The sequence below is a fragment of the Micromonospora sp. LHW51205 genome (assembly GCF_003315815.1).
GTDB classification, from domain to species: domain Bacteria; phylum Actinomycetota; class Actinomycetes; order Mycobacteriales; family Micromonosporaceae; genus Micromonospora; species Micromonospora chalcea.
In genome coordinates, this window is sequence record NZ_QMEZ01000001.1 from 84,518 (window position 1) to 109,942 (window position 25,425).

Genomic DNA, 25,425 nt, shown 5'->3' on the forward strand with positions numbered 1-25,425 from the left:
CGTCGAGGGGCGGCGGAGCCGCCCGCTGTCACTCGGCGTACGAGTCGTAGATCTCCTTGCACTTCGGGCACACCGGCGAGCCGGGCTTGGCCGCCTTGGTGACCGGGAACGTCTCGCCGCAGAGCGCGACCACGAAGGTGCCCATGACGGCACTCTCAGCGATCTTCTCCTTACGGACGTAGTGGAACATCTCCGGACCAGTGTCCGCGTCCTTCAGCTCGGGACGCTCGAGAACCTCTGTGCTCACGACTCCACCTCCGGCGTTCCAGTTTTCCAGGTCGGTCCGTCCTGGTCCACCTGGGCCCCGGGCGGGAGCGGGCCGTACGGTAGCCGACGTGACCAACTTTCACATCAGTCTCGGTAGTGAGGTGGCCGACGCCCTGCGCGACGGCCGCCCGGTCGTGGCGTTGGAGAGCACGATCGTCTCGCACGGGCTGCCCCGGCCGGACAACCTGCGCGTGGCGCGCGAGATCGAGCAGGCGGTACGGGACGCGGGCGCGGTGCCGGCCACCATCGGCATGGTCGCCGGCGAGTTGCGGGTGGGGCTGGACGACGCCCAGCTCACCCGCCTCGCCACCGTCGACGGCGTGAGCAAGCTCTCGGTCCGCGACCTGGCCCCGGCGGCGGCCACCGGCGCGGACGGCGCCACCACCGTCGCGGCCACCAGCGCGGTCGCGGCGGCGGCCGGGATCGGCGTGTTCGCCACCGGCGGGCTCGGCGGCGTGCACCGGGAGGCGGCGCAGACGTTCGACGAGTCGGCGGACCTGGTCACGCTGGCCCGGACCCCGATCGCGGTGGTCTGCGCCGGGGTGAAGTCGATCCTCGACGTGGGCGCCACGCTGGAGCGGCTGGAGACGCTCGGGGTGGGCGTGGTCGGCTACCGCACCCGCCGCTTCCCCGGCTTCTACCTCACCGACGCCGGCTTCGACCTGGACTGGTCGGTCGAGTCGCCGGAGCAGGTGGCGGACGTGCTGGCCGCCCGCGCGGCGCACGGCGTGCACCACGGCGGCCTGGTGGTGGCCAACCCGCTGCCCGCCGACGAGCAGCTCGACCCGGCGCTGCACGACCGGACGCTCGCCGAAGGGCTGGCCGCGCTGGCCCGCGAGGGGATCACCGGCAAGGCGGTCACCCCGTTCCTGCTGTCGCACTTCCACTCGGCGACCGAGGGCGCCAGCCTGGCGGTGAACGTCCGGATCATCCTGCGCAACGCCGACCTCGCGGCCCGGATCGCGGTCGCCGCGGCGACCCGTCGCGCCCCATGAGCGCCACGCCGCGCATCGTCGTCGTCGGCGACGTGATCACCGACGTGCTCGCGGTGCTGTCCGGGCCGCTCGCGACCGGCTCGGACACCGCGGCCGGGATCCGGTTCAGCGGCGGCGGGCAGGCGGCGAACACCGCGGCCTGGCTCGCCGGGCAGGGCGCGGCGGTGACGCTGGTCGCCGCCGTCGGCGACGACGAGACCGGCCGGGAACGGGTGGCCGAGCTGACCCGGATCGGTGTGGACTGCGCGGTGGAGCGGCACGAGGGCTACCCGACCGGCACCGTCATCGTGCTCGCCCACGACGGGGAGCGCACGATGATCAGTCAGCGGGGCGCGAACCTGCGGCTGACCGCCGCGCACGTGGACGCGGCGCTGGCCGCCGCGCCCGACGCCGGGCATCTGCACCTGTCCGCGTACACCCTGTTGGACGTCGGGTCGCGCGGCGCCGGCCTGCGCGCGCTGGCCACGGCCCGCGAGCGCGGGCTGACCGTCAGCGTCGACGCGGCGTCCGCGGCGCCGCTGCGGCGCGTCGGCGGGGCGTTCCTGACCTGGGTACGCGACGTCGACCTGCTGCTGGTCAACACGGACGAGGCGACGGTGCTGGCCGGCGGGCTGGACCCGGCGGCGCAGGCGCGGGCGCTGACCGCGGTGGCGCACCGGGTGGTGGTCAAGCGCGGCGCGGCGGGCGCGGTGTGGGTGGAGCGCGGCGGTGTGGTGGAGTTCGCGCCGGCACCCGGGGTGGACGTGGTGGACGTGACCGGAGCCGGGGACGCGTTCGCCGCCGGGCTGCTCACCGCGTGGCTGGCCGGCGCCGACCCGCGCGCCGCGCTGGCCCGCGCCGGTGACCTGGGCGCGCTCGCCGTGACGACGGTGGGCGCCCGCCCGGCGCCCTGACGGCGGTGGCCGGTCCGGGCGGGTGCTCCGCCCGGGCCGGTCAGGGCTCGGCGTCGATGATCTTGTGCGGGTTCTCCTCGGCGGTGAGGGCGGTGGGTGCGGGCTCCTCGCGGCGCCGGTTCTGGAACCGGTTCGCCAGCCGGTGCTCCTCCTTGGGCGGACGGTCGTTGGCGAGCAGCACGGCGAGCCAGGGCACGAGCACCATGCCGAGCGCGCACAGCGGCAGCCAGAGCCAGAGCAGCGGTGCCTTCGCGCCGACCAGGATCGCGCCCGCCACCAGACACGCGACCCGGATGGCCATCATCAGCACGTAACGCTTCTGCCGGCTGTTGAGCTGGTCGTTCTGGCTGCGCGGGGCGTCGGTGATCAGGATCGGCTGGTACGCCTGACGCTTCACCACGGACCTCCTACGAGGGGATACGGCCCATCCTGTCACTCCGGACGGATGATCGGCGAAATTCGTGACGAGCGGTCGCGTGTTACGTGGGTGGTACGCTTCGATCCGTGGCCAACCGGTTCAGCTTCACCGACGAGGCGCTGGCGAACCTGCGGGTCTACGACGTCACACCCGGGGAAGTCTGGGAGGCCCTGCACAGCAGGCACCGGGTCATCCGGCACCTCGGTGACGACGTGATGGTGGTCTACGCCACCGAGCACCGCGGCCGGCGACTCGCCGTGCTGCTGGCCGAGGCCGACGGCACCGACAACGACTGGGACATCCTCTCCGCCCGCGAACTGAGCGACGTCGAGGCCAAGCGCTACGACGAGGCGGTGCGGAACTCACGCCGACGAGGAGGCGGTCACGATGCACCGTGACGAGGCGACCAAGCGGTTCCACGCCGGGGGCGACACGTTCGCCGACCTGATCGACGACACGTCACCGGCCCAACTGCCCACCCCCGACACCGACGTGCCGATGGTCAGCCGGTCGGTCCGGCTGCCGCTGGAGACGTACGAGCGCGTCCGCGCCGCCGCCGACGCGCGCGGCATCGGCGTGACCACGCTGATGCGGCAGTGGATCGAGGCCGGCCTGGCCGACCTGGACGACTCGGCCACCGTCTCGCTGGCCGACGTACGCCGCGCGCTGGCCTCGCTGTCCCGCCCGACCGCCGCCTGACGACTCACGCCTCGGGGCCACCCTCGCCGAGCGCCTCCCGCCCGATCGGCGAGGCGGAGGACTCCGGCGGCCGGTGCCAGGCCCGGCGGGCGTCGGCGAACGCGACGAGCGCCAGCAGGACGGCCACCGCGCCGAGCGCGAACATCGCCGGCACGGCCACCAGCGCGGGCAGGAGCAGCACCAGGGCCAGCAGCCCGGCCAGCCGGGGGCGGGACACCCGGCCGAAGATCTCGTACTCGAACCGGGAGCGGGCGGCCAGGAACAGCGCCGGACCGCCCACCACGAAGACCAGCCAGTCGGGCCGGGCCGTGTCGTACGGGTGGGCGATGACCAACTCGTAGCCGACCGCCGCGCCGATCACCCCGAGCACCATGAACAGGTGGGTCTGCGCCGCCGACTCGGCCAGCCGTCCCGGCGTGCCGGCCGTCCGCAGCGCCTGCGCGAGCAGGTGACCGGCCCGGTAGAAGTAGATCCGCCAGAGCAACGCCGTGATCACGAACGAGATCGCGAACGCCACCGCGGCGTCGCCGGAGAACTCCTTGCCGCTGTAGGTCACGCCGATCACCAGGATCGACTCGCCGAGCGCGATGAGGAAGATCTGCTGGTAGCGCTCGGCGAGGTGCTCCCCGGCGACGAGCCACTGCCGGACCCGCGAGGCCCCGAGCCGGGGCAGCGGCCAGCCCAGGAGCGTGCCGAGATGGTCCACCGCCAGCGCGACGACCCACAGCGCCAGGCGCGGACCGGGCATCAGCGCGCCGGCGAGCCAGAGCGGGGCGCTGAATCCCGCCCAGGCGGCCAGCCGCAGCGGGACCATGCGGCGCGGATGCCCCCGCAGCGCCACCGCGATCAGCAGCGGCCGGCCGACCATCACCGCGACGTACGCGAGCGCGAACGGCAGCGCCCGTTCCTCCAGCGCCCGGGGCAGCGTCACCCCCAGCACCAGGCTGCCGAACATGGTGCCGACCACCACGACCTGGATGACCGTGCGCTCCGGCTCGTACCGGCTGGTCACCCAGGTGGTGAGGGTCCAGACCTGCCAGAGCACCAGGAACAGCAGCAGGGTCTTGCCCACGTCGGCGGCCACCGCACCGGCCGAGCCGTCGAGCCCGTCGATCAGGCGCTGCGAGACCCGGGTCAGCGCGAACACGAAGACCAGGTCGAAGAAGAGCTCCAGGAAGGTGGCCCGGCCGGGGCTGGACGCGGTGCGCAGCAGCGCCCCGCCCCGCTGCTCGGTCATCGTCCGCCCCCGTCCCCCGTCCTGGCAACAAACGACAGGGGCGGCGGGCCGGTTGCGGCGGCGGGCGGCGGATCAGCCCTTCGCGGCCTTCGCCTCCGCCTTCATCCGCTGCTTGAACTCGCGTACCCGGCGCAGCGACTCCGGATCGGTCACGTCCGCCACCGACCGGTGGGCATCCGCGTCGCCGTAGTCACCGGCCGCCTCGCGCCAGCCGTCCGGGGTGACTCCGAACCGCTTCCCGAGCAGCGCGACGAAGATCTGCGCCTTCTGCCGGCCGAACCCGGGCAGCTCGCCGACCCGGCGCAGCAGTTCCCGCCCGTCGGCCACGTCCGACCAGAGCCGGGCCGGGTCGCCGTCGTAGCGCTCGACGAGCATCCGGCACACCTCCTGCACGCGGGCCGCCATCGCCTTCGGGAAGCGATGCAGCGCCGGCGGCCGGGCGAACAGCTCCACCAGCGCCTCCGGGTCGTACCCGGCCAGTTCCGCGGCGTCCGGCTCGTGGCCGAGCCGCTGCGCCAGCACGTACGGGGAGGAGAACGCCTTCTCCATCGGCACCTGCTGGTCCAGCACCATGCCGAGGAGCAGGGCCAGCGGGCTGCGCGCCAGCAGTTCGTTGGCCTGCGGGTCGATGGGCAGTGACAGCGTCATGGCGAACATGCTGTCACCCCGCATCGGCCGACGACGGGGACACGCGTACGGCACACAGGAGGAATACTTACGGATCCAGTACGGGAACGGGGGAACAGCCGGTGCCGTCCGTGGCCGATGAGTTGCTCGCCGCCTACGACACTCAGTTGCGGGCCTGGACACCGCCGGCCCTCGGCCCACTCGGAGTCGTCTTCGAGCAGGACGGACCCGTCGTACGGGCGCATTTCGGCACCCACGGCACGGTGGACCACCGTGACCTGCCCGGGGCCGGGCTGGGCGCCCTGATCCGGCGGCAGCAAGAAGCCTTCGCCGCAAGCGGCGAGCCGGTCGAGTGGAAGGTCCACGCGTACGATCCACCGCAGCTCGCCGAGCACCTCGTCGCCGCCCGATTCACCCCCGGCTGGGAACGTCACGTGCTGGTGGCTCCGATCGACTCCCTGCCCTCCGCACCGTTTCCGCTTCCCGTCGGACAGCGCGTCCGGGAGGTCACGTTCGGGGAGCACCCACTGCTGGCGCGGGTACAGGCGATGGCTGCGGCCTCCGGCCCGCACCGGACGACGCTGGCGCAGTCGGAGGCGGACGGCGACGCCATCGGCTGGTGCCGAAACCTGGCGGTGCGAGAACTCGACGGATGGGCTCTGGCAGCCGGCTGGGCCATCCTCGTCGACGGCACCGAGTTCGTCTCCATCGGCGGCATGACCTTGCCTGAGCCCGCATTCCTGCCCGGTTGGCGGGCCTGGATCGACCTGCGTACCCGGCACCCGGGGGATTCTCGTCCGCCGGATGGCTGCCGATGGCGATACGTTGTCGCGGAGGCCACCGGTGATCTCCGGGCGATGCTTCTCGGCGTGGGCTTCCATGATGTGACGACGGTCCGTTCCTACCACTGGTCTCCCCCGAACCCGCCGGCGCGGGAGCGTCCGGTGGTGCTGGTCTTCGACGATCCGCAGGGGGATGAGATCTGGGGGCGCTTCGCCTCTCAGTGGGAGTTCTCGGCCGCGACGCAGGCTCATCCTCGGCTGGTGGAGCCGCCGGAGTCGGTGGCCTGGCACCTCGCCGCGATCGAGGAGGACGAGGCAGGCATCGCGGCACTGGAGTCGATCGTCCAGCGCGGCCTGCGGGCCACCGTTCGCCCCGGCGAGCGCGTGTATGCCCTTCATCCGTTCGTCCAGGGATACCACTTCGACCCGCGACGGACCGGCGGGCCGGGGCAACCGCCTACGCCGCGCTGCGCCTTCCCGGACCGCGGCGACCACCGCCTTTTCACCACAGCCGACCTGCGGCTGGGCACGTTCGGCGACCCGTGGGGCCAATCGCTCTGCGTCTTCGGCGGTGATCTGCTCGCCGAGGTCGAGGCCGACCTCACCGCCCTGCTCGGAACCGTTCTCCGCCGTGGGGGCCGTCCCGTGGGCAACATCTGGAGTTTCGGCCCGGACGGGCACAGCGTCAGCGGCCCGTGAACGTCTCCCTGGGTTGCCGCTCTGGTCGGCGGTCGTGGGTGCCGACTCTCCGACAGGAGACATCGAGTGCCTGAACAAGCCGCGAGGAGCAGAACGGTTACCCTCGGTGCGTCGTCCCAACGGAGGTTGCCGTGCCGAGTCTGGAGAGGCCCCGCGTCGAGTACCGCACGCCCGAAGATCTGGTCCGGGACGTCACGGCAGGGCTGGTGCGGATTCCCCCCTTTCAGCGCTCCTTCAAGTGGGAGGGATCGGACATCGTCCGGCTCTTCGACAGTCTGTTGCGCGGATTTCCAATCGGGAATCTGCTTCTCTGGCAACGCCCCGCACCGGCCCAGCGGCTCCAGGTGGGGCCGCTCGACATCGAGGCTCCCGAGGTAACCGCCGCCCTCTGGGTGGTGGACGGGCAGCAGCGCATCGTGTCCATCGTCGGCGCGCTGACCATGGCTGACCAAGCTGTCGATCCACGATTTCGCATCCACCTCGATCTCGACACCGGCGAATTTCACACCGCCGGCACCCGTCAACGGCCCCCACGTACCTGGGTGCCCGTCAGCTTCCTGCTCGACACCGCGGTCCTGCTCCGCTGGATGCGCGACAACTCGTGGCTGTCAGAGAGTCAGCTAGCGCTGGCCGACCAAGCCGCCAAAGCGATCCGCGAGTACCAGATCCCGACCTACGTGGTGCACTCCGCCGATGAGCACGCGCTGCTCGAGATCTTCACGCGGATGAACTCGACCGGCAAACGCCTGACCAAGTCCGAGGTCTTCCAGGCTCTGCATGCCGGCGCCGTCGGTGACGAGTTGAGCAGCCTGCACGAACTGGGTCAGGTTCCCGCCGTCCTGGGATTCGGCGCGCTTGACGATCGGTTGACCCTCCGCTGCGTCCTGGCGTACCGAGGTGGAGACATCTTCCGGGAGGACTTCCGCCAGGAGTTCGGGCCGCGGGACGACCCGGGCGAGACGCTGCGCGAGGTCGCCGCACGACTGCGTGAGGCCGTCGAATTCCTCCGCGGTACCTGCGGCATCCCACACATCAGGCTGCTGCCCTACTCCCACGTGCTGCCGATCCTGGTCCGTTTCATCCGCTTGCACGGCGTACCGGCCGGCCGGCCGGCGACTCTGCTTCGACGCTGGGTCTGGCGGAGCGCGGTCGCTGGAACGCGGGCCCGCGCAGTGAGCGTCGCGGACATCCGCAGCCAGGTCGAGGCGGTCGGCACCTCCACCGCGCAAGCTGCGGCAACGAACCTGCTGCGGCAGGTGCAGCAGTTCCCGGATTTCGTCGCGGAACTGGACAAGGTCCACTTCAATCACGCGATGGCGAAGCTCAACACGCTCGGGTTGCTCTCTGCCGAACCTCGCGACCCGTTCCGGGGCGAGATTCTGGACGTCAGCCGCCTGCTCGACCAAGGGAGCCCGTTGAGACCACTCCTGGCCGTCAGTGGACACGCTGGCGGAACGATCGCCAACCGGTTCATCCTGCCGCCCGGGGAACGCCCGTCACCGCAGCTCCTCGCGTCGGCTGAACCGGCCGTCGCCGCCAGCCACCTGATCGACGAGCAAGCGCAGGAACGATTGGCGCGCGAAGACTGGCCAGCCTTCCTCGAGCTACGCGGCAGGTCGTGCGAGCGGACCATCACCGAGCACGTCAACCGCATGGCCGAGTGGGGCGCGCGGGACGGCCGCGCGATGGCTGACATTCTCCGACCGGTCGCCTGACATGGCAGTCGTCACTGCCGAAGTACGGCTGCACGGTAGACAGGTAGGCGAGCTGAGGTTCCGGCAGGGCGGCTCGGAGTTCAGCTACGACGACGATCTCGCCTCGCCCCGGCACCAAGTGCTGGGGCAGGTCTTCGAGGACGATCCGCGGGCGATCCGGCGGGCGAGGGTGGGCCTGCCCGCCTGGTTCGCCAACCTCCTGCCGGAGGGTGCCCTCCGCCGCCAGATCGTCCGGGAACTGGGCGGGGGGAACATCGGCGACTTCACGCTGCTGCTACGTGTGGGCGGCAACCTGCCGGGGGCGGTGACGGTTCACGCCGATGTCGAGCCGGCGGATGACGTGATCTCCAACGCGCTGGATGAAGCGAACCATCCTCTGCGGCATTCCCTGGCAGGCGTGCAGCTCAAGTATTCGATCTCCGCAGACCGCCTGGCTGTTCCCGTGAGCGGGCAGGGTTCCTGGTGGATCGTGAAGCTGCCCGACCAGGGCCTGCGAAATCTTCCCGTCAACGAGTACCTCACGATGAGTTGGCTTCGCGCGGCTGACTTCCCGGTGCCGCCGGTGGACCTGATCCGGGCGGATGCCGTGAAGGGTCTCCCCGACGGAATGATCGATCCCGGTGACCTCGTCTACCTCATCCGGCGGTTCGACCGGTCGACCACCGGGCGTATCCACGTGGAGGACTTCGCCCAGGTTGCGGACATCGGGCCGATGTTCAAGTACAGCGAGTCGGGCGCGAGCTACGACACGTTGGCCGCAGCGATCCTCCAACTCACCGGAGAGGACGGCTACCTCGACTTCATCAGCCGCTTGGTCGCGATGCTGGTGGTCGGAAACACCGACGGGCACCTGAAGAACTGGGCCCTGATCTATCCGGACGGCCGCACGCCACGCCTGGCTCCGGTCTACGACTTCCACTCACTGTCGGTCTATTCCCGTTACCGCTGGTCGCCGTTGGCGCTCAGCCTCGGCGCCGAGACCGTCCCGGCGCTCATCGACCAGGAGCACTTCCACCGACTGGCGGACGGTGCAGGCGGTGATCCGGGCCGCACACTGGAGACGGTCGCCCGGACGGTGGACCGCCTCCGCGAGGCGTGGCACAGCGGCCTGATGAACGAGACTCATGCCCGTTTTCCGGCCCTGGCCGACCACTACTCCCAGCGGCTGACGAGCCTGCCGATCTGTCAGTCCGCTCACTGACGTGACGCGGCCCGGCGGACCTCTGGGAGGTCCACCGGGCCGCGGCCCACGGTGTGGTCAGGTCACCCGTGTCGTCAGTTGACGACGAAGAGCAGCCGGTTCGGCGAGCCCGAGCCCGGGCTGGTCACCTTGCCGGTGGTGGCGTTGCTGGTCAGGTAGCTGGCCACCTGAGCCGGGGTGTAGGAGGTGTTGGCGGACAGCACGAGCGCCGCCGCGCCGGCCACGTGCGGGGACGCCATCGAGGTGCCGCTGATCGAGTTGGTGGCGGTGTCGCTGGTCCGCCACGCCGAGGTGATCGACGAACCCGGGGCGAAGATGTCCACGCAGGAGCCGTAGTTGGAGTAGGAGGCACGGGCGTCGGTGCTGGTGGTGGCGCCCACCGTGATCGCCGCGGCGACCCGGGCCGGCGACGAGTTGCAGGCGTTGGCGCTGGAGTTGCCGGCCGCGAGCGCGTACGTGATGCCGGAGTTGATCGAGTTGGCCACCGCGTTGTCCAGCGTGGTGCTGGCGCCGCCGCCGAGGCTCATGTTGGCCACGGCCGGCTTCACCGCGTTCGAGGTGACCCAGTTGACGCCGCTGATCACGCCGGCGGTGGTGCCGCTGCCGGAGCAGTTGAGCACCTTGACGGCCACCAGGCGCACGCCCTTGGCCACGCCGTACGTGGTGCCGCCGACGGTGCCGGCGACGTGGGTGCCGTGGCCGTTGCAGTCGGTGTTGTTGGTGTCGACCGTGTTGGTGCCCCAGGTGGCCCGGCCGCCGAAGTCGCTGTGCGTGGTGCGGATGCCCGTGTCGATGATGTAGGCGCGCACGTTGCTGGCGGTGTTCGGGTAGGTGAAGGTGCTGTTCAGCGGCAGGTTGCGCTGGTCGATCCGGTCCAGGCCCCAGGTGGCCCCGGTCTGGGTGCCCTGGGTGGTCATGACGCGGTCCTGCTCGACGTACGCGACCGCCGGGTCGGCGGCGAGCCGGCGCGCCTGGGCGGCGGTCATCTTCGCGCTGTAGCCGGTGAGAGCGGAGCTCCACACCGTGCCGACGTTGCCGCCGTAGCGCTTGGCCAGGCCGGCGGCCCGGTCCGGGACGGCGGTACGGGCGGCGAGCGTGTTCGCGGTGCCGACCGCGTCGCCCTTGAGCACGACCACGTAGCTGCCGCTGACGGCGTCGGCGGCACCGGCGTACCGGATCTCCCCGGTGGGCGCGGCGAGAGCGGGCGTGGAGGCGGCGGCGGCGAAGGCCGCGGCGGCGGCCGTGACGGCGAGCGCACGCAGCGCGCGGCGCCGGGGAAGGGACACGTCGGGCATCGTCTGGCTCCCTACCGGGGCAGCCCGGTTTGTGGCCGGATCACCCCATCGACGGATGTTGGCAGGAATGCTAACCAGAGATCGACAAACATGAAAGAGATAGTTGCCGATAGATACGGTCCACGTTATGGATCGGCGGGTGCGCGCCACGCCGGACGGCGCCCGAGGCAGGATGAGCACGTGGACCGTCACGACATGCTGCTCTCCCCCGCCGGGGTCGACGCGCTGCGCACCGCGCTGACACTCGCCCGCTTCACCGCCAACGGGATCGCCGACCGCCTGGGCCCGCAGGGCACCGGCGGCGTGGCCCGCAACGACTACCGGGCCGCGCTGCGCGCCACCGAGGACCGGGACCGGCTGGCCACGCTGATCCGCGTCTTCATCTGCGACCAGACCGAGCCGGAGGCGGCGGTCGCCGACGCGCTGGCCCCGCTGGCGCTGGACGAGGCGCTGGCCGGGGGCATCGTCGAGCGGCACGGCGACGGCCTTCGCGCCGCTGTCGACCTGGAGCCGTACGGCGACGACTGGTGGGTGCTCGCCGACGTGCCCGCCAGCGCCCGGCCCGGCCGTCCGCTGCACGCCGAGCACGTGCTGGGCATCGGCGGCGCGACCCAGACGCTGATCTCGGCGGCCGTACGCCCGGTCGTGGACACCGCGCTCGACCTCGGCACCGGCTCCGGCGTACAGGCGCTGCACCTGGGCACCCACGCCCGCCGGGTCACCGCCACCGACGTCTCCGAGCGGGCGCTGCGGTTCGCCGCCACCACCGCCGCGCTCAACGGACAGGACTGGGAACTGCTGCGCGGGGACATGGTCGCCCCGGTGGCCGGACGCCGCTTCGACCTGGTGGTCAGCAACCCGCCGTTCGTGGTCGGGCCGGGCACCACCACGCACGTCTACCGGGACTCCGGGCGGGTCGGCGACGCGATCGGCGCGGAACTGGCCGCCGCCGCGCCGGACCTGCTCACCGAGGGCGGCACCATGCAGTACCTGGCGAACTGGGTGCACGTCACCGGTGAGGACTGGGCCGAGCGGGTCACCGGCTGGTTCGCCGGCACCGGCCTGGACGCCTGGGTCATCCAGCGCGAGGTGGCCGACCCGATGGCGTACGTGAACCTCTGGCTGACCGACGTCGGCGAGAGCGCCGACCCGCAGCGGATGGCAGCCTGGCTGGACTGGTTCGACGCGCACAAGGTGGAGGCGATCGGTTTCGGCATCGTCTCGCTACGCCGCTCGGGCCACGCCCAGCCGGTCGTCCGGGTGGAGGACCTGCGCCAGCGGGTCGAGCCGCCGCTGGGCGACCGGATCGGCGAGTGGTTCACCAGGCAGGACTGGCTGCGCGCCCGGGACACCGAGGGCCTGCTCGCCGCCCGCTACCGCGCCGCCGAAGGGCTCCAGCTCCGGCAGGAGGCCACCATGGGCGACGACGGCTGGGCGGTGGACCGGCAGGTCCTGGCCATGCCGCGCGGGCTGCGCTGGTCGGAGGAGATCGACCCGCTGGTGCTCGCCCTGGTCGGCGGCGCGGACGGCCGGCTGCCGCTGCGCGACCAGCTCTCGCTGCTGGCCGCCGCGCACGACGTGGCGCCGGACGAGCTGGCCGAGGCGGCCGGGCCGATCGTGGCGCACCTGGTCGAGCGCGGCATCATCGAGCCGGTGACCGACTGATGCGGGCGGTGGTGCAGACGGTCGGCCGGGCCCGGGTGACAGTCGACGACGAGGTGACCGGTGAGATCACCGACGGGCTGCTGGTGCTGCTCGGCGTCACCCACACCGACACCCCGCAGGTGGCCGCCACGATGGCCCGCAAGCTGCACGAGCTGCGCATCCTCGACGACGAACGCAGCGCCGCCGACGTCGGCGCGCCGCTGCTGGTGGTCAGCCAGTTCACGCTCTACGGCGACGCGCGCAAGGGCCGGCGGCCGAGCTGGACCGCCGCCGCTCCCGCCGAGGTGGCCGAACCCCTGGTGGACGCGGTGGTCGAACAGCTGCGCGCCCGGGGCGCGAAGGTGGAGACCGGCCGCTTCCGCGCCCACATGCTGGTGGAGAGCGTCAACGTCGGTCCCCGGACCCTCGTGCTCGATCTCTAGAAGAACAGCCCACGGCGGGACAGCGACTGCCGCAGCCAGCCGTCGAGCTGGGCGGCCCAGTCGGTCTGCTCCGCCGTGGCGTGGTCCACGGTGAACCGGCCGAAGGCGTCGCGGCCCTCGGTGAACAGGCCGCCCCGCTTGTCCAGCTCCAGCACCACGTGCACCTGCTGCGGATCGGTGACGAAGGTGACCTCGAGCTGGTTCATCGCGCCCGCGTACTGCGGCGCCGGGTAGAACTCGATCTCCTGGTAGAAGGGCAACTGCTGGCGTACGCCGTAGATGTGCCCACGCTCGACGTCGGCGCGCGCGAAGCGGAAGCCCAGCCGCAGCAGCGCCTCCAGCAGCCGCTCGTGGGCGGGCAGCGGGTGCACCGACACGGCGTCCATGTCGCCCTTGTCCACCGCCCGGGCCACCTCCAGCTCGGTACGCAGACCCATCGTCATGCCGTGCAGGTGCTGGCCGTACAGGTCGGTGAGCGGGGTCTCCCAGGGCACCTGGTAGCGGAACGGCACGTCGTAGCGCTGCCCCGGCTCCAGCCGGAACGCGCCGGTCATCTGGGCGCGGCCGAACTCCTGGTTGACGTCGTACTCCGAATCGGAACTCTCCACCTCGACCCGGGTGACCAGACCGAGCGCGACGTAGCTCACGTCCACCGGGTGGTCGCCGCCGACCACCTGGATCCGGCCCTCCAGAACGCCGCCCGGGCGACAGTTCGGGTTGGCCAGGACCGTCTCCACCGACGGTCCGCCCACACCCATCGCCTGCATGAGCCGCTTGAAGACCACCACGTTCTCCGATCATCAGTGCCGGGCCGGCCCCGACGGCCGGTCGGTGGCACGGTAACCGCGCCGGACAAGGGAATGCCGGATTCCCACGTGGATTCCTGTCGGGTCCCCGATCGCCTCACTCCCGTCTCACGCCCCGACCGCCAAGCTGTTTGTCATCGGCCCCCACCGCGTGGGCGGCACGGGACCGGTAGGCACGTCGGACACGGGGAGAACAGAGATGACCCAGCAGATGATCGAGCACCAGGACATGGACGTCACCCTCACGGACCTCGACGCCACCGACGAGCGCGGCGTCTCCACCGACCTGGTCCGGGCGTACCTGAACGGCATCGGCCGCACCAAGCTGCTCACCGCGGCGCAGGAGGTCGAGCTGAGCAAGCGGATCGAGGCCGGCCTCTTCGCCGAGGAGAAGCTGGCCACCTGCACCCCCGTCTCCGCCGAGCTGCGCGCGGACCTGGCGCTGATCGCGGCCGAGGGCCGCGCCGCCAAGGACCACCTGCTGGAGGCGAACCTGCGGCTGGTGGTGAGCATCGCCAAGCGCTACACCGGTCGCGGCATGGCCTTCCTCGACCTCATCCAGGAAGGCAACCTCGGCCTCATCCGCGCCGTCGAGAAGTTCGACTACACCAAGGGCTACAAGTTCTCCACCTACGCCACCTGGTGGATCCGCCAGGCCATCACCCGCGCCATGGCCGACCAGGCCCGCACCATCCGCATCCCCGTGCACATGGTCGAGCAGGTCAACCGGATGGTCCGGGTGCGCCGTGAGCTGTCCGTGTCGCTGGGTCGCGAGCCCACCGTGAGCGAGGTGGCCGTGGCGCTGGAGATCCCCGAGTTCCAGGTGATCGAGCTGATCTCCTACGACCGGGAGCCGGTCAGCCTGGACCAGGCCGTCGGCGAGGACGGCGAGAGCGCGCTCGGCGACTTCGTCGCCGCCGTCGACCCGCGTACCGAGCCCGGTGACGCCGCCACCAACGGCGAGCTGCGCAACGAGGTCCGGATCGTGCTGGCCACGCTGTCCCAGCGCGAGCAGGCGGTGATCCGGCTGCGCTTCGGCCTGGACGACGGCCGGCAGCGCACGCTGGACGAGGTGGGCCGCGAGTTCGGGCTGTCCCGGGAGCGGATCCGGCAGATCGAGAAGGTGACGCTGCTGAAGCTGCGCGACCCGGAGCGGGCGAACCGGCTGGAGGCGTACGCCTGCTGAGCCACCCCTACCCCGACAGGCCCCGGCGGTTCGCCGGGGCCTGTCGCGCTTGACCCGGGCACTCCCAGCGTATAGAACCGAATGGTTAAACAACCAGGAGGTTATGAAAGTGCCCCCGGATGTGCTCGACGCCACCTTCGCCGCGCTCGCCGACCCCACCCGGCGGGCCATCCTCGCCCGGCTGGCCGCCGGGGAGGCCACAGTCACCGAGCTGGCCGAGCCGTTCGCGATGAGCCAGCCGGCCGTCTCCAAGCACCTCAAGGTGCTCGAACGCGCCGGCCTGGTCACCCGGGGCCGGGACGCGCAGCGCCGCCCCTGCCGGCTCGACGCCCGGCCGCTCCGGGAGGCCGTGGCGTGGCTGGCGAACTACCGGGACTACTGGGCCGAGAGCTACGCGCGCCTGGACGAGGTGCTCGCCGAACTGACCGCCGAGGAGCAGCGGTGACCGACCTGACCGTGACCCTGCACGGCGACCGGGAGATCCGCCTCAGCCGCGACTTCGCCGCTCCCCGGCATCTGGTGTTCGCCGCCTTCACCCGCCCCGAACTGCTGATGCGCTGGTGGGGCGCACGCGGCTGGCATCTCGTCGAGTGCGAGGTGGACCTGCGGGTGGGCGGACGCTGGCGGTTCGTCTCCCGCGGGCCGGACGGCGACCTGATGGCCCAGGGCGGCACGTACCGGGAGATCGACCCGCCGGCGCGGCTGGTCTGCACCGAACTCTTCGACGACCAGTCCTACCCGGGCGAGACGCTGGTGCGGCACGACTTCACCGGCTCGGCGGACCGGACGACAGTCGTCACCCACCTGCGCTACGCCACCCCGCAGGGCCGCGACACCGTCCTGCGCTACCCGATGATCCGCGGCCTGAGCGAGGCGTTCGACCGGCTCACCGCCGTGCTGCACACCATTGCGACGACAGGAGCGACAACATGAACTGGACGCTGGAAGTGGTGGTCGTACCGGTCTCCGACCTGGACCGGGCCAAGGAGTTCTACGCGCAACGGCTCGGCTTCGCCGTCGACCACGACACCGATCTCGGCGGGATGGGGCGGATCGTGCAACTCACTCCCCCGGGCTCCGGCTGCTCGATCGTCCTCGGCCGGGGCGTCGTACCGGAGATGCCGCCGGGCTCACTCAAGGGCCTGCAACTCGTCGTGGCCGACCTGGAACGGGCGCGCGCCGAACTGGTCGAGCGGGGCGTCGAGGTGAGCGAGATCCAGGTGATGGGCCAGAACCCGCACCCGGTGCCGCACCCGCTGGACAACGTCGGCTTCGTCTTCTTCCGTGACCCCGACGGCAACGGGTGGTCGGTGCAGCAGATCTCCGCCCGCGGCTGAGCGCAGCGGCGCCCGCGGTCGGGCGCGGCGGCGCGCGGCCGTCGCGCGGGCGGGCGCTGCGGGTCGCGCGGGCGGGCGCTGTTAAGAAGGGGCCCTTCCTCTACCGGAGGCGTTAATAAGGGGCCCTTCCTTACAAGCGGCGGGGGCCGGTGTCCGGGCGCGCGACCTCCGCGCCGGTGCGCACGGTGGCGTGCAGCACCGAGATGCCGTCCGGCCGGGCCAGCACCGGATTCAGCGTGAGCGACCGCACCCGGGGCTGCTCGTCGGCGAGCCGCCCGACCCGCACCAGCAGGTCGACCAGCGCCGCCCGGTCCACCGGCGCGGCGCCCCGGTGCCCGTGCAGCAGCGGCGCGGCCCGGGGCTCGTCGACCAGTTCGGCGGCGTCCCGGTCGGTCAGCGGCACCGCCCGCCAGGCCCGGTCGCCGAGCAGCTCGGTCGCCACGCCACCGAGCCCGAACCCGACCACCGGCCCGAACGCCGGATCCTCCACCAGCTCCACCACGCACGCCACGCCGGGCGCGACCATCGGCTGGACCAGCACCTCCGCGCCGAACACCGGGGCCATCTCGGCGTACGCGCGGCGCAGCGCGGCGGCGTCGGCCAGGTCGAGGCGTACCGCGCCGAGGTCGAGGCGGTGCCGCAGCCCGGGGGCGGCGGCCTTGAGCGCCACCGGCCAGCCGAGCCGCTCGGCGGCGGCCAACGCCTCCTCCGTCGTCGTCGCCGGGACCGACTCCACCACGTCGATGCCGTACGCGCGCAGCAGCGCCGCCGCGTCGGCCCGGTCGGGGCGCAGCGCGGCGTGCCCGGCCGTGCGGTCCACGTCGGGAAGTTCCGGCAGCACCCCGGCGGGCCGCCGGAGCCAGTCCGCGTACGCGGTGACCCGGCCCAGCGCGCGTACCGCCTCCTCGACGCTCGGGTACGCCGGCACCCCGGCCGGCACCAGTCCGGCGAGGAACGTCGCCACCACCGGCTTGCCGGTGACCCGCGCGTCGGGCAGCGCCGAGGCGAAGTCGGCCACCGGGTCGGCGAGCTGGCCCGGCAGCGGCGGCGCGAACACCGCCACCACGGCGTCGACCCGCTCGCCGGCGACCGCGTCACCGAGCGCGGCGGCGTACGCGGCGGCCCCGGCGCTCGGCCCGACGTCCCGCGGGTACCCGTCGGCGACCGTCAGTCCCTGAGCGGCGCAGGCGGTGGCGGCCAGCCCGGTCAGCGCCGACGAGTTGCCCACGACCGCGACGCGCCGCCCGGCGGGCAGCGGCTGGTGGGCCAGCAGCACACCCACGTCGAGCAGTTCGGACACGGTGTCCACCCGGATCACCCCGGACTGGGCGAACAGCGCGCTCACCGCCGCCGCGTCCAGCGCGGGCGCCTCCCCCACGCCCGGCGGCCGGGCCAGCGAGGCGAGCGCCACCACCGGCTTGCTGCGGCCGATGCGCCGGGCCAGCCGGGCGAACTTGCGCGGGTTGCCGAACGTCTCCAGGTAGAGCGTGATGACGTCGGTGGCCGGGTCGTCCTGCCAGTACTGCAGCAGGTCGTTGCCGGACACGTCGGCCCGGTTGCCGGCCGACACGAAGCTGGACAGGCCGAGCCCACGCCGGGACGCCTCGGCCAGCAGCGCCACCCCGAACGCGCCGGACTGGCTGAACACGCCGACCCGGCCCGCCGCGGGCAGCACCGGTGCGAGCGTGGCGTTGAGGCGTACCGCCGGGTCGGTGTTGGCGACGCCGAGGCAGTTCGGGCCGACCACCCGCATGCCGGCCAGGTGCGCGGCGCGGACCAGCGCGCGCTGCGCCGCCGCGCCGGCCGGGCCGGACTCGGCGAACCCGGCCGAGATCACCACCAGGCCGTGCGCGCCCGCCCGGGCCGCGTCGCGGACCACGTCGGTAACCGCGTCCGGCGGGACCGCCACCACGGCGAGGTCGACGTCCTGGCCGGCGTCGGCCGCCGACGGGTACGCGGGCAGCCCCGCCACCGTCGCCGCGCTCGGGTGCACCGGCACGATCGCGCCGGTGAACCCGCCGTCGCGCAGGTGCCCGAGCAGCGCCGCGCCGACGCCCTGGCCGGTGGTGCTGGCGCCGTAGACGGCGATGCCGCGTGGCGCGAGCAGCCGGGCGATCGAGCGGGCCTCGGTACGGTGCTCCCGGCCGCGCTGCACCTCAAGGGTCGCCTCGGTCGGCGCGATCGGGAAGGTCAGGTGCACCACGCCGTCGGCGTACTGGCGCTGGACCTGGTAGCCGAAGTCGGCGAAGACCCGCAGCATCGCCCCGTTGGCCGGGAGCACCTCGGCGACGAAGTGCACGATGCCGTTGCGTCCGGCCGCGTCGGCCAGGTGCTCAAGCAGCACCGAGCCGATGCCCCGGCCCTGGTAGGCGTCCTCGACCACGAACGCCACCTCGGCCTCCGGCGAGGCGGGGCCGAGGCGCTCGTACCGGCCGACGGCGACGATCCGCTCGCCGGCGAGCACCACGAACGCCTCCCGGTCGCGGTGGTCGACGTTGACGAAGCGCTTCAGGTCGCGTTCCGGGATACGCGGGTACGGCGAGAAGTAGCGCAGGTAGCGGGTGCGCTCGGAGAAGCGGCCGTGCATGGCCACGATCTCGGGCGCATCCTCGGGACGGATCTGTCGCAGCTGGACGGTCGTACCGTCGCTGAGCAGCACGTCCACCGGTTGTTCGACGGTGGTCACCGGTCGGTCCTCCCTGCCGCCGGCTCAGTCGCGCGGGTCGTGCGGGTCGAGCCCGAGCAGCGGGAAGACGGCCTTGCGGGTGGCCGCGACGGCCCGGTCCACCGCGTTCGGCTCGCCGCTGGGCTGCCACGGCTGGTACGACGGGTCGACGTCGTCGGTCATCCGCAGCGGCACCTCGTGCCCGGGTCGCCGCCGCGCGGCCAGGTCCCGCCAGCCCGGCGGGGTCAGCGTGGCCGGGTCGACCGGCTCGCCGGTGGCGATCGCGAGCAGGTGCGTCCAGGCCCTCGGCACCACCTCGACCAGCGCGTACCCGCCGCCGCCGGTGGCGATCCAGCGGCCGTCGCACAGCTCGTCGGCGAGCGCGCGCAGCGTGCGGTAGGTGGCCCGCTGCCCGTCCACCGACAGGTGCAGGTCGGCCAGCGGGTCCTTGCGGTGCCCGTCGGCGCCGCACTGGGTGACAAGCACCTGCGGCCGGTACGCGCGCAGCACCGACGGCACGACCGCGTGGAACGCGCGCTGCCAACCGGCGTCGCCGACCCCGGGCGGCAGCGGCACGTTGACGGCGGTGCCCTCCGCGCCCGGCCCGCCGGTCTCGTCCGGGAACCCGGTGCCGGGGAACAGCGCGAGCGGCGTCTCGTGCAGGCTGATGGTGAGCACCCGCGGGTCACGGTAGAAGATCTCCTGCACGCCGTCGCCGTGGTGCACGTCCACGTCCACGTACGCGATCCGCTGCGCGCCGAGGTCGAGCAGGCGGGCGATGGCCACGGCCGGGTCGTTGTAGACGCAGAAGCCGGCGGCGCGGGCGGGCATGGCGTGGTGCAGCCCGCCGGCCACGTTCACGGCGCGGCGGGCGTCGCCGCGCCAGACCGCCTCGGCGGCGGCCACTGTGGCGCCGGCGATCAGCGCGCTCGCCTCGTGCATGCCGTCGAAGACCGGATTGTCCGAGGTGCCCAGGCCGAACCCGGCGAACAGCGGGTCGCGCGGCGCGGCCCGGACCGCGTCCAGATAGGCCGGATCGTGGACGCGGGTGAGCAGCGCGTCGTCGGCCGGCTCGGGCTTGACCAGCCGCACGCCGGGCCGGTCCAGCACGCCCAGCTCGCGGGCGAGCGCCATGGTCAGCTCGACCCGGACCGGGTCCAGCGGATGGTCGCCCATGTCGTAGGTGAGGAGAGCCTCGTCCCACACCACCACCGTGTCGTCGGCCATGCGGCCATCGTCGCACGTGGGCCCGGTTGCGCCCACCTGACGTACGCTCACCGGCCGGACGTGCCACCGGTGGCGACCGGACGGTCCGGGTCGGCCACCCACTCGCTCCACGAGCCGACGTACAGCGCGGCGTCCGGGCGGCCGGCCAGGTGCAACGCGAGCACGGCCTGCGCGGCGGTCACCCCGGAGCCGCAGTACGCGCCGACCGGCGCGCCCGCGTCCACCCCGGCGGCGGCGAACCGCTCCCGCAGCGCGTCCGCGTCCGGGAACCGCCCCTGCGTGACGTACTCCGGGGCGGGCAGGTTGACCGCGCCCGGCACGTGCCCGGCGACCGGGTCGACCGGCTCGTGTTCGCCCCGGTAGCGCGGCGCGGCCCGTACGTCGAGCAGCACCCCGGGCTCGGCGGCGGCGAGCCGGGCGGCCCGCGCGGCGTCCAGCACCGGCAGCGCGCCCGGCGTCACCGTCACGTCGCCCGGCGCCGGGGCGGGTACGCCGGTGTCGACCGGCAGGCCGGCTGCCGTCCAGGCCGGGTAGCCGCCGTGCAGCACCCGCACCTGCCGGTGGCCCGCCCAGCGCAGCGTCCACCAGGCCCGGGCGGCGGACATCCCGTCGCCGCCGTCGTACACGACAACGGGGTGACCGGCGCGGACACCCGCCGCCCGCAGCGCGGCCTGCAACGCCGCCGGGTCCGGCAGCGGGTGCCGGCCGGCGGCGCCGGGCCGCCCGCACAGCTCGGTGTCCAGGTCGACGAAGACCGCGCCGGGCAGGTGGCCGGCGGCGTAGTCCGCGCGGCCGGGCGGTCCGGTGAGCCGCCAGCGGACGTCGAGCAGGGTCGGCGGATCGGCATGATCGAGTTCGGCGGCGAGCCGGTCGGGCTCGACCAGCAGGTCTGCGGTGGCGGACATGCGGTCCAGTCAACACCATCCGGGCCGCCACCTCCGGCTTCGCCTGCCGTCGATGGTCGGTGGTAACGGGTACCATCGGTGCCCGGGAGGCCGCTGACGTGAAGCACGACCTTGTTGACACGACCGAGATGTACCTGCGCACCATCCTCGAACTCGAGGAGGAGGGTGTGCCGCCGCTGCGTGCCCGCATCGCCGAGCGGCTCAAGCAGAGCGGCCCGACCGTCAGCCAGACCGTCGCGCGGATGGAGCGGGACGGCCTGCTCACGGTCGAGGGCGACCGGCACCTGAGCCTCACCCCGGCGGGTCGCAACACCGCCGTGTCGGTGATGCGCAAGCACCGGCTGGCCGAGCTGCTGCTGGTGAACGTGATCGGGATGCCCTACGAGGAGGCCCACGAAGAGGCCTGCCGGTGGGAGCACGTGATGAGCGACGCGGTGGAAAAGCGGGTCTTCGACCTGCTCAACCGCCCCACCCGCTCGCCGTACGGCAACCCGATCCCGGGCCTGGAGGAGCTGGGCGACCCGGGCCAGCCGACGGTCGAGGCCGGCGAGAGCGAGCGCAACCTGGCCTTCCCGGGCCTGTCCGGCCAGGTCGTGGTGCGCCGCATCTGCGAGAGTGTGCAGACCGACTCGGACGTGCTCCGGCAGTTGCACGCAGCCGGTGTCGACCCGGGCGCGACGGTGACCGTGGCGCAGGAACGCGACGGCGTCTCCATCGACCGCTCCGGCGACCGGGTCCGCCTGCCCCGCGAGGTGGCGTCCCGGGTGTTCGTCGCGGCCCGCTGACCCGGGTCAGAGCTGGCGGGTGTCGATCACCTTGGCCAGCGTGACCAGCTTGCCGGCCGTCTTGTCCGCCTCCGCCTTGGCGGTGCCGGTGGGGGCGGTCCAGCGCAGGGTGGCGAGCCGGCCCTCGGTGGCCAGCCAGCCGACCTCGGCGACCGGGCCCGCCTTAGCGGTCTTGGGCAGCGTGCGCCGGTAGCCGGCCTTACCCAGCTTGGTGATCTTCGTGGCGCCGCTGGGCTGCACGTCGAGGGTGAACGTGGCCGCGTCGATCGACGTCTCGGTGACCGACAGCGTCAGCTCCGGCAGCACCGCCCCGGCCGCGCGCACCACGCAGGTGTGCGTGTCGCCCCGCTCGGTGGCGGCGGCCACGTCGAACTCGCCACCGGTGTGCTCGGCGATCACCGCGAAGTCGAGCAGCCGGCAGGCGCCGCCCGAGGAGGCGGCCGCGACCGCGACCGGTGGGCGCGGCTCCGTCGGCACGTCGACCGTCGGGGCTTCCTCGGCGCAGCCGGCGGCGAGCAGGACGGCCGGCACGGCCAGCCAGATTCGGGCACGCACGGGAGACCTCCGCGGTCGGCGGCGGGTCCGACCCGCCGGAGTTCCGTCGGACACCGTACGGCGTGCCCGCGCGGGGACGGAAGCCCCTAATCGGTTACGTACGGACAGTGCCGACATCCTCGCCCGCAGCACGTCCCTCGCCGGGCCAGGAAGCCCGCGCTGAGCACGAACAGTCCGGTCTCCGGGTCCAGGTAGCCGGCCTCCCCGGCGGCCAGGGCGGCGGCGTGCGCGGCCAGGATCCGGTCCCGCCCCGGGTGATCCGGCGACAGCCGCGACGGGTGCGGTTCGGTAAGCGGCCGGTCCGCCAGCTCGTCACGCACCGCTGAAGTGTAAGGAAGGGCCCCTGCTTAACGTTTTCTGCATAGGAGGGGCCCCCTTTTAACATCCCCCACGGATGGTCCGCTCGGCCAGCAGGAACGCCTGGGACTGCCGCTCCGTGGCGACCGGCGCGCGGACCAGCGTCGCCGAGACCGTGAACCCGGCCGTCGCGAGTTGCGCGGCCAGTCGTTCCGGCGGCAGCCAGTGCACGTCGTACGCGACGTCGTGGCCGTACGCCCGCTCCAGCCGTACGCACCGGTCACCGGCCTTGACCGCGAGGAGCAGGTGACCGCCCGGGGCGAGCGCCCGGTGGAAACCGGCGAACACCCCGGGCAGCAGCTCCGGTGGCAGGTGGATGATCGAGTACCAGGAGACCAGCCCGGCCAGCGAGGCGTCGGGCACGGTCAGCTCGGTCAGCGAGCCCACCTCGAAACGCAGCTCCGGGTACGCGCGGCGGGCCACCGCCACCATGCCGGGCGACAGGTCGACGCCGCCGATGTCCAGGCCGAGCCGGTGCAGGTGGGCGGTGACGCGACCGGTGCCGCAGCCCACTTCCAGCACCGGCCGGCCCGGCCCGACCGTCTCGGCGTACGCGGCCAGCAGCGCCCGGTCCAGCGGTGGTTCCACCACATCGGGCAGCAGCCGCGCGTAGTCCTCGGCGACGGCGTCGTAGGCGGCACGCGTCTCGACCAGCCAGGCAGGTTCGGTCACGCCCGCCGACCCTAGTTCAACGCCCGCCCGCGCCCCGCCCGCCCGCGCCCCGCCCGCCCGCCTTCGTTGACCATGAAGTTAGCGGCCACCGCATCGGCGTGTCGCGCCGTCAACTTCATGATCGACGAGGACGGCGGGCCGGGCGGGGGTGGGCGGTCAGCGGAACCAGGTGAGGGACTGGCCGTGGCCTGTCGTCCAGGCCACGGGACGGCCGTCGAGGGCCAGGACGTTGTGGAAGCCCTCAGCCAATGGCTCGGGCAGGTCGGCGTGGGGCAGCACCGACGGGTCCTCGTTGGCTATCCAGTGGCCGGGCAGGGTCCGGACCAGCGCGGTGAACGCGTCCCGCCGTGGCTGCGGCACCTGGTAGAGCACGGAACTGTGGAACACCACGAGCGTCGCCCCGGGCGGGGCCTGCGCCGCCAGCGCGGGCAGGTCGTCGACCAGGTCCCCGCGTACCAGCAGTGGCGGATCGGCCGCCGCAACCGCCGCCGCGGCGCGCAGCCGGTCCCGGCGGTGCCGGTGCTCCGGCCAGATCAGCGCCTCCAGCCAGGCCACGTCGGCCGGGTCGGTGACGTCGAGCGGGTTCAGGTCCAGCCCGGCCCGCCACACCACCTCCGGACGCCGCTCCGGCGGCTCGGCGCCGGTCAGGTCACAGTCGAGCAACGGCTCGCCGTCGCCGATCCGCCGATCGCCGTAGCGGTAGGCGTACCGGTCCGGGTAGAGGCACAGCCCGGCGGAGGCGCCGACCTCCAGCAACGCCAGCGGCTGCGGCAACGCGGCGAGCACCGGCAGCAGAGCCGCGCAGCGTCCCGCCTCGTTCGTCTGCGTCGCCCGCACCCGCATCTGCGCCGCCACGTCCGGCCAGTGCCCCATCACGTACGCGCGGAACGCCGCCGGGTCGTCCACCGGCCCGCCGCGCAGCCGTACCACCCCGAACAGCAGGTTCGGCTGACGCTTGGCCGGTGGCAGCGTGTCGAGCAGCGCGAGCAGCTTCCGGTCACCCGCCACCGCGCGCGACAACCGCTCGTACGCCGGGGACACGCCGCGCGCCTCACGCTCGGCGAACGCCCGATAGATGTCGGTCGTGCTCATCCCCCGAGCATTCCAGCTCGCGTACGCGATGGGCTGTGACAGTGGGCACCTACGGAAGTTTGGGCCGACGGGGACGAAGCCCTCGGGAGATCTCCTCCAGGTGCCGCTGTTGGTGCTCGCGCACCATGGCCTCCCAGACCTCCTGGTCGAAGTCCGGATCGAGCGGCACCCACCGGTGCGAGCCGTCGCAGTAGTGGAACCGTTCGTCGCCCGGCCGAATGACACTCATCGCACCCACCCGAGGAAGCGCTGATGCAACACCCCGGCCGGTACCCAGGTCAGATCCTCCGCCGCCCACACCAGATAGGACCCCATGTACAAGCTCAACGACACCGGCGCTCCGGCGAACTCGGCCCGCAGCTCGCGACGCCGCGTCGGGCAGGGCCACGGAGCGCCACACCCACCGCAGCTCCACACCGGAAGAACCGGCCCGTGGGTGGTCACCGGAGGCCGTCCAGGAAGCGCCGGGTGGCGGTCCGCGCCTGCCTGCGGGCCGCCCATTCGACCTGCTGACAGGGGTACGGGCACAGACGCGCCCACCATGCCCGGCACCCCGTGCAGAAGCCGTCGACGCCGGGTACGTGTACCGACAGGATCTGCCGGACCTGCGGCTCCGTCACGTCTGCTCCTCACCCGGCCAGTGGCCGCGACGGATCGGGATGCGATGGCGTGCGCGGCACGGCAGTTCCGCACCGCAGCGGCAGATCCACCGCCAGCGTCGCCAGGACCACACCGGACGGTGCCGCCGGGCGAGGGTCAGCGCGACCGCCAACACGTACTCCTCGTACGACACACGAGCACGCATGCCGCCTCCTACTTTGTTCATGCGCGGATAATTTTGCGCGCGCATTTTCAGTCAGTCAACGATGTGCGCGCATGTCGTGCGGGCGTGTCGCGTGTCCACCGCACGCCGGCTGGCGGCA

At 72.9% G+C, this 25,425-nt stretch carries 30 protein-coding genes; 14 read left to right on the forward strand and 16 right to left on the reverse strand.

What is annotated here, in order from left to right; genetic code table 11:
• Positions 1-28 precede the first annotated feature (28 nt).
• Positions 29-247, reverse strand: a complete 219-nt coding sequence (locus tag DQE82_RS00370; protein WP_030502976.1) for a DUF3039 domain-containing protein — start codon at positions 245-247, stop codon at positions 29-31.
• Positions 248-335: 88 nt separating this feature from the next.
• Between DQE82_RS00370 and DQE82_RS00375 the strand changes: the two genes are divergently transcribed.
• On the forward strand, positions 336-1,262 hold the full coding sequence (locus DQE82_RS00375) for a pseudouridine-5'-phosphate glycosidase (RefSeq protein ID WP_043325690.1): 927 nt from the start codon (positions 336-338) through the stop codon (positions 1,260-1,262).
• On the forward strand, positions 1,259-2,155 hold the full coding sequence (locus DQE82_RS00380; protein ID WP_064447137.1) for a carbohydrate kinase family protein: 897 nt from the start codon (positions 1,259-1,261) through the stop codon (positions 2,153-2,155). Before DQE82_RS00375 ends, DQE82_RS00380 begins: the two co-directional genes overlap by 4 nt.
• A gap of 40 nt (positions 2,156-2,195) precedes the next feature.
• On the opposite strand, the gene DQE82_RS00385 is transcribed toward DQE82_RS00380, so the two are convergent.
• On the reverse strand, positions 2,196-2,552 hold the full coding sequence (locus DQE82_RS00385; protein ID WP_113972333.1) for a DUF3099 domain-containing protein: 357 nt from the start codon (positions 2,550-2,552) through the stop codon (positions 2,196-2,198).
• 107 nt (positions 2,553-2,659) lie between these two features.
• Here DQE82_RS00385 and DQE82_RS00390 point away from each other — a divergent pair, with 107 nt between their 5' ends.
• On the forward strand, positions 2,660-2,971 hold the full coding sequence (locus DQE82_RS00390; RefSeq protein WP_043325691.1) for a hypothetical protein: 312 nt from the start codon (positions 2,660-2,662) through the stop codon (positions 2,969-2,971).
• On the forward strand, positions 2,961-3,272 hold the full coding sequence (locus DQE82_RS00395) for a hypothetical protein (RefSeq protein WP_030502972.1): 312 nt from the start codon (positions 2,961-2,963) through the stop codon (positions 3,270-3,272). The genes DQE82_RS00390 and DQE82_RS00395 overlap by 11 nt, the downstream gene beginning before the upstream one ends.
• Positions 3,273-3,276: 4 nt before the next feature.
• On the opposite strand, the gene DQE82_RS00400 is transcribed toward DQE82_RS00395, so the two are convergent.
• A complete protein-coding gene (locus tag DQE82_RS00400; RefSeq protein ID WP_064447136.1) occupies positions 3,277-4,509 on the reverse strand; it encodes a low temperature requirement protein A in 1,233 nt (410 codons plus the stop codon).
• A 72-nt stretch (positions 4,510-4,581) separates the two neighbouring features.
• Positions 4,582-5,166 (reverse strand): HhH-GPD-type base excision DNA repair protein, encoded by a 585-nt coding sequence (locus tag DQE82_RS00405; protein WP_043325693.1) that lies wholly within the window; start codon positions 5,164-5,166, stop codon positions 4,582-4,584.
• Between the two features lie 101 nt (positions 5,167-5,267).
• Here DQE82_RS00405 and DQE82_RS00410 point away from each other — a divergent pair, with 101 nt between their 5' ends.
• The 3 genes from DQE82_RS00410 (at position 5,268) to DQE82_RS00420 (ending at position 9,533) form a co-directional block, all read left to right on the forward strand.
• Positions 5,268-6,617: a DUF2716 domain-containing protein gene (locus DQE82_RS00410; protein WP_147265107.1), complete on the forward strand. Its 1,350-nt coding sequence runs from the start codon at positions 5,268-5,270 to the stop codon at positions 6,615-6,617.
• 131 nt (positions 6,618-6,748) lie between these two features.
• Positions 6,749-8,332, forward strand: a complete 1,584-nt coding sequence (locus DQE82_RS00415) for a DUF262 domain-containing protein (RefSeq protein WP_069089363.1) — start codon at positions 6,749-6,751, stop codon at positions 8,330-8,332.
• Between the two features lies 1 nt (position 8,333).
• On the forward strand, positions 8,334-9,533 hold the full coding sequence (locus DQE82_RS00420; protein WP_043325695.1) for a type II toxin-antitoxin system HipA family toxin: 1,200 nt from the start codon (positions 8,334-8,336) through the stop codon (positions 9,531-9,533).
• Positions 9,534-9,607: 74 nt separating this feature from the next.
• Here DQE82_RS00420 and DQE82_RS00425 read toward each other — a convergent pair whose 3' ends face one another.
• The gene (locus tag DQE82_RS00425) at positions 9,608-10,828 is read right to left on the reverse strand and encodes a S8 family peptidase (protein WP_104114413.1); all 1,221 of its coding nucleotides are present in this window, start codon (positions 10,826-10,828) and stop codon (positions 9,608-9,610) included.
• Positions 10,829-11,008: 180 nt separating this feature from the next.
• On the opposite strand from DQE82_RS00425, the gene DQE82_RS00430 reads away from it, so the two are divergent.
• Together DQE82_RS00430 and dtd are read left to right on the forward strand one after the other, a co-directional pair.
• Positions 11,009-12,493, forward strand: coding sequence for a methyltransferase (locus tag DQE82_RS00430; protein ID WP_199495894.1), 1,485 nt, complete (start codon positions 11,009-11,011; stop codon positions 12,491-12,493).
• Positions 12,493-12,915 (forward strand): D-aminoacyl-tRNA deacylase, encoded by a 423-nt coding sequence (dtd, locus tag DQE82_RS00435; protein ID WP_069089362.1) that lies wholly within the window; start codon positions 12,493-12,495, stop codon positions 12,913-12,915. Before DQE82_RS00430 ends, dtd begins: the two co-directional genes overlap by 1 nt.
• On the opposite strand, the gene DQE82_RS00440 is transcribed toward dtd, so the two are convergent.
• Positions 12,912-13,700: a sporulation protein gene (locus DQE82_RS00440; RefSeq protein ID WP_043330535.1), complete on the reverse strand. Its 789-nt coding sequence runs from the start codon at positions 13,698-13,700 to the stop codon at positions 12,912-12,914. The two genes, dtd and DQE82_RS00440, sit on opposite strands and share 4 nt — an antisense overlap.
• Positions 13,701-13,920: 220 nt before the next feature.
• Here DQE82_RS00440 and sigB point away from each other — a divergent pair, with 220 nt between their 5' ends.
• From sigB to DQE82_RS00460, 4 genes are all read left to right on the forward strand, one after another.
• Positions 13,921-14,907 (forward strand): RNA polymerase sigma factor SigB, encoded by a 987-nt coding sequence (sigB, locus tag DQE82_RS00445; RefSeq protein WP_043325701.1) that lies wholly within the window; start codon positions 13,921-13,923, stop codon positions 14,905-14,907.
• Positions 14,908-15,010: 103 nt separating this feature from the next.
• On the forward strand, positions 15,011-15,352 hold the full coding sequence (locus tag DQE82_RS00450) for a helix-turn-helix transcriptional regulator (protein WP_199495896.1): 342 nt from the start codon (positions 15,011-15,013) through the stop codon (positions 15,350-15,352).
• Entirely contained in the window at positions 15,349-15,840 is a 492-nt protein-coding gene (locus DQE82_RS00455; RefSeq protein WP_113971746.1) for an SRPBCC family protein, read from the forward strand. The genes DQE82_RS00450 and DQE82_RS00455 overlap by 4 nt, the downstream gene beginning before the upstream one ends.
• Positions 15,837-16,244 (forward strand): VOC family protein, encoded by a 408-nt coding sequence (locus DQE82_RS00460; protein WP_043325703.1) that lies wholly within the window; start codon positions 15,837-15,839, stop codon positions 16,242-16,244. Before DQE82_RS00455 ends, DQE82_RS00460 begins: the two co-directional genes overlap by 4 nt.
• A 130-nt stretch (positions 16,245-16,374) precedes the next feature.
• Here DQE82_RS00460 and DQE82_RS00465 read toward each other — a convergent pair whose 3' ends face one another.
• From DQE82_RS00465 to DQE82_RS00475, 3 genes are read right to left on the reverse strand one after another with little or no spacing between them, the layout of a single operon-like run.
• Positions 16,375-18,930 carry a bifunctional GNAT family N-acetyltransferase/acetate--CoA ligase family protein gene (locus tag DQE82_RS00465; RefSeq protein WP_113971747.1) on the reverse strand — a complete coding sequence of 852 codons (2,556 nt, stop codon included), beginning with the start codon at positions 18,928-18,930 and terminating at the stop codon, positions 16,375-16,377.
• Positions 18,931-18,954: 24 nt separating this feature from the next.
• On the reverse strand, positions 18,955-20,136 hold the full coding sequence (locus DQE82_RS00470; RefSeq protein WP_043325704.1) for an acetoin utilization protein AcuC: 1,182 nt from the start codon (positions 20,134-20,136) through the stop codon (positions 18,955-18,957).
• A gap of 47 nt (positions 20,137-20,183) precedes the next feature.
• The gene (locus DQE82_RS00475; protein ID WP_113971748.1) at positions 20,184-21,041 is read right to left on the reverse strand and encodes a sulfurtransferase; all 858 of its coding nucleotides are present in this window, start codon (positions 21,039-21,041) and stop codon (positions 20,184-20,186) included.
• Between the two features lie 98 nt (positions 21,042-21,139).
• Here DQE82_RS00475 and DQE82_RS00480 point away from each other — a divergent pair, with 98 nt between their 5' ends.
• On the forward strand, positions 21,140-21,826 hold the full coding sequence (locus DQE82_RS00480) for a metal-dependent transcriptional regulator (protein WP_030502956.1): 687 nt from the start codon (positions 21,140-21,142) through the stop codon (positions 21,824-21,826).
• Between the two features lie 6 nt (positions 21,827-21,832).
• Here DQE82_RS00480 and DQE82_RS00485 read toward each other — a convergent pair whose 3' ends face one another.
• The 7 genes from DQE82_RS00485 to DQE82_RS00520 all read right to left on the reverse strand — a co-directional run bounded on the left by DQE82_RS00485 (position 21,833) and on the right by DQE82_RS00520 (position 25,307).
• A complete protein-coding gene (locus DQE82_RS00485; protein ID WP_064447128.1) occupies positions 21,833-22,381 on the reverse strand; it encodes a hypothetical protein in 549 nt (182 codons plus the stop codon).
• An 86-nt stretch (positions 22,382-22,467) separates the two neighbouring features.
• A complete protein-coding gene (locus tag DQE82_RS00490) occupies positions 22,468-22,701 on the reverse strand; it encodes a DUF5522 domain-containing protein (RefSeq protein ID WP_104114418.1) in 234 nt (77 codons plus the stop codon).
• A gap of 58 nt (positions 22,702-22,759) precedes the next feature.
• Positions 22,760-23,410, reverse strand: coding sequence for a class I SAM-dependent methyltransferase (locus DQE82_RS00495; protein ID WP_113971749.1), 651 nt, complete (start codon positions 23,408-23,410; stop codon positions 22,760-22,762).
• A 156-nt stretch (positions 23,411-23,566) separates the two neighbouring features.
• Complete coding sequence (locus DQE82_RS00500) at positions 23,567-24,502, reverse strand: DUF2332 domain-containing protein (RefSeq protein WP_113971750.1); 936 nt, start codon at positions 24,500-24,502, stop codon at positions 23,567-23,569.
• A 49-nt stretch (positions 24,503-24,551) separates the two neighbouring features.
• Positions 24,552-24,731: a hypothetical protein gene (locus DQE82_RS00505; RefSeq protein WP_064447124.1), complete on the reverse strand. Its 180-nt coding sequence runs from the start codon at positions 24,729-24,731 to the stop codon at positions 24,552-24,554.
• A gap of 211 nt (positions 24,732-24,942) precedes the next feature.
• Entirely contained in the window at positions 24,943-25,122 is a 180-nt protein-coding gene (locus DQE82_RS00515; RefSeq protein WP_069089355.1) for a hypothetical protein, read from the reverse strand.
• The gene (locus DQE82_RS00520) at positions 25,119-25,307 is read right to left on the reverse strand and encodes a hypothetical protein (RefSeq protein ID WP_064447123.1); all 189 of its coding nucleotides are present in this window, start codon (positions 25,305-25,307) and stop codon (positions 25,119-25,121) included. Before DQE82_RS00520 ends, DQE82_RS00515 begins: the two co-directional genes overlap by 4 nt.
• Positions 25,308-25,425 lie beyond the last annotated feature (118 nt).

Coding starts and splice junctions, on each gene's coding strand:
- DQE82_RS00380 (WP_064447137.1), top strand. CDS start 1,259: ATGAGCGCCACGCCGCGCATCGTCGTCGTCGGCGACGTGATCACCGAC.
- DQE82_RS00395 (WP_030502972.1), top strand. CDS start 2,961: ATGCACCGTGACGAGGCGACCAAGCGGTTCCACGCCGGGGGCGACACG.
- DQE82_RS00400 (WP_064447136.1), bottom strand. CDS start 4,509: ATGACCGAGCAGCGGGGCGGGGCGCTGCTGCGCACCGCGTCCAGCCCC.
- DQE82_RS00405 (WP_043325693.1), bottom strand. CDS start 5,166: ATGTTCGCCATGACGCTGTCACTGCCCATCGACCCGCAGGCCAACGAA.
- DQE82_RS00420 (WP_043325695.1), top strand. CDS start 8,334: ATGGCAGTCGTCACTGCCGAAGTACGGCTGCACGGTAGACAGGTAGGC.
- DQE82_RS00425 (WP_104114413.1), bottom strand. CDS start 10,828: ATGCCCGACGTGTCCCTTCCCCGGCGCCGCGCGCTGCGTGCGCTCGCC.
- dtd (WP_069089362.1), top strand. CDS start 12,493: ATGCGGGCGGTGGTGCAGACGGTCGGCCGGGCCCGGGTGACAGTCGAC.
- sigB (WP_043325701.1), top strand. CDS start 13,921: ATGACCCAGCAGATGATCGAGCACCAGGACATGGACGTCACCCTCACG.
- DQE82_RS00450 (WP_199495896.1), top strand. CDS start 15,011: ATGAAAGTGCCCCCGGATGTGCTCGACGCCACCTTCGCCGCGCTCGCC.
- DQE82_RS00460 (WP_043325703.1), top strand. CDS start 15,837: ATGAACTGGACGCTGGAAGTGGTGGTCGTACCGGTCTCCGACCTGGAC.
- DQE82_RS00470 (WP_043325704.1), bottom strand. CDS start 20,136: ATGGCCGACGACACGGTGGTGGTGTGGGACGAGGCTCTCCTCACCTAC.
- DQE82_RS00475 (WP_113971748.1), bottom strand. CDS start 21,041: ATGTCCGCCACCGCAGACCTGCTGGTCGAGCCCGACCGGCTCGCCGCC.
- DQE82_RS00500 (WP_113971750.1), bottom strand. CDS start 24,502: ATGAGCACGACCGACATCTATCGGGCGTTCGCCGAGCGTGAGGCGCGC.
- DQE82_RS00505 (WP_064447124.1), bottom strand. CDS start 24,731: ATGAGTGTCATTCGGCCGGGCGACGAACGGTTCCACTACTGCGACGGC.
- DQE82_RS00520 (WP_064447123.1), bottom strand. CDS start 25,307: ATGCGTGCTCGTGTGTCGTACGAGGAGTACGTGTTGGCGGTCGCGCTG.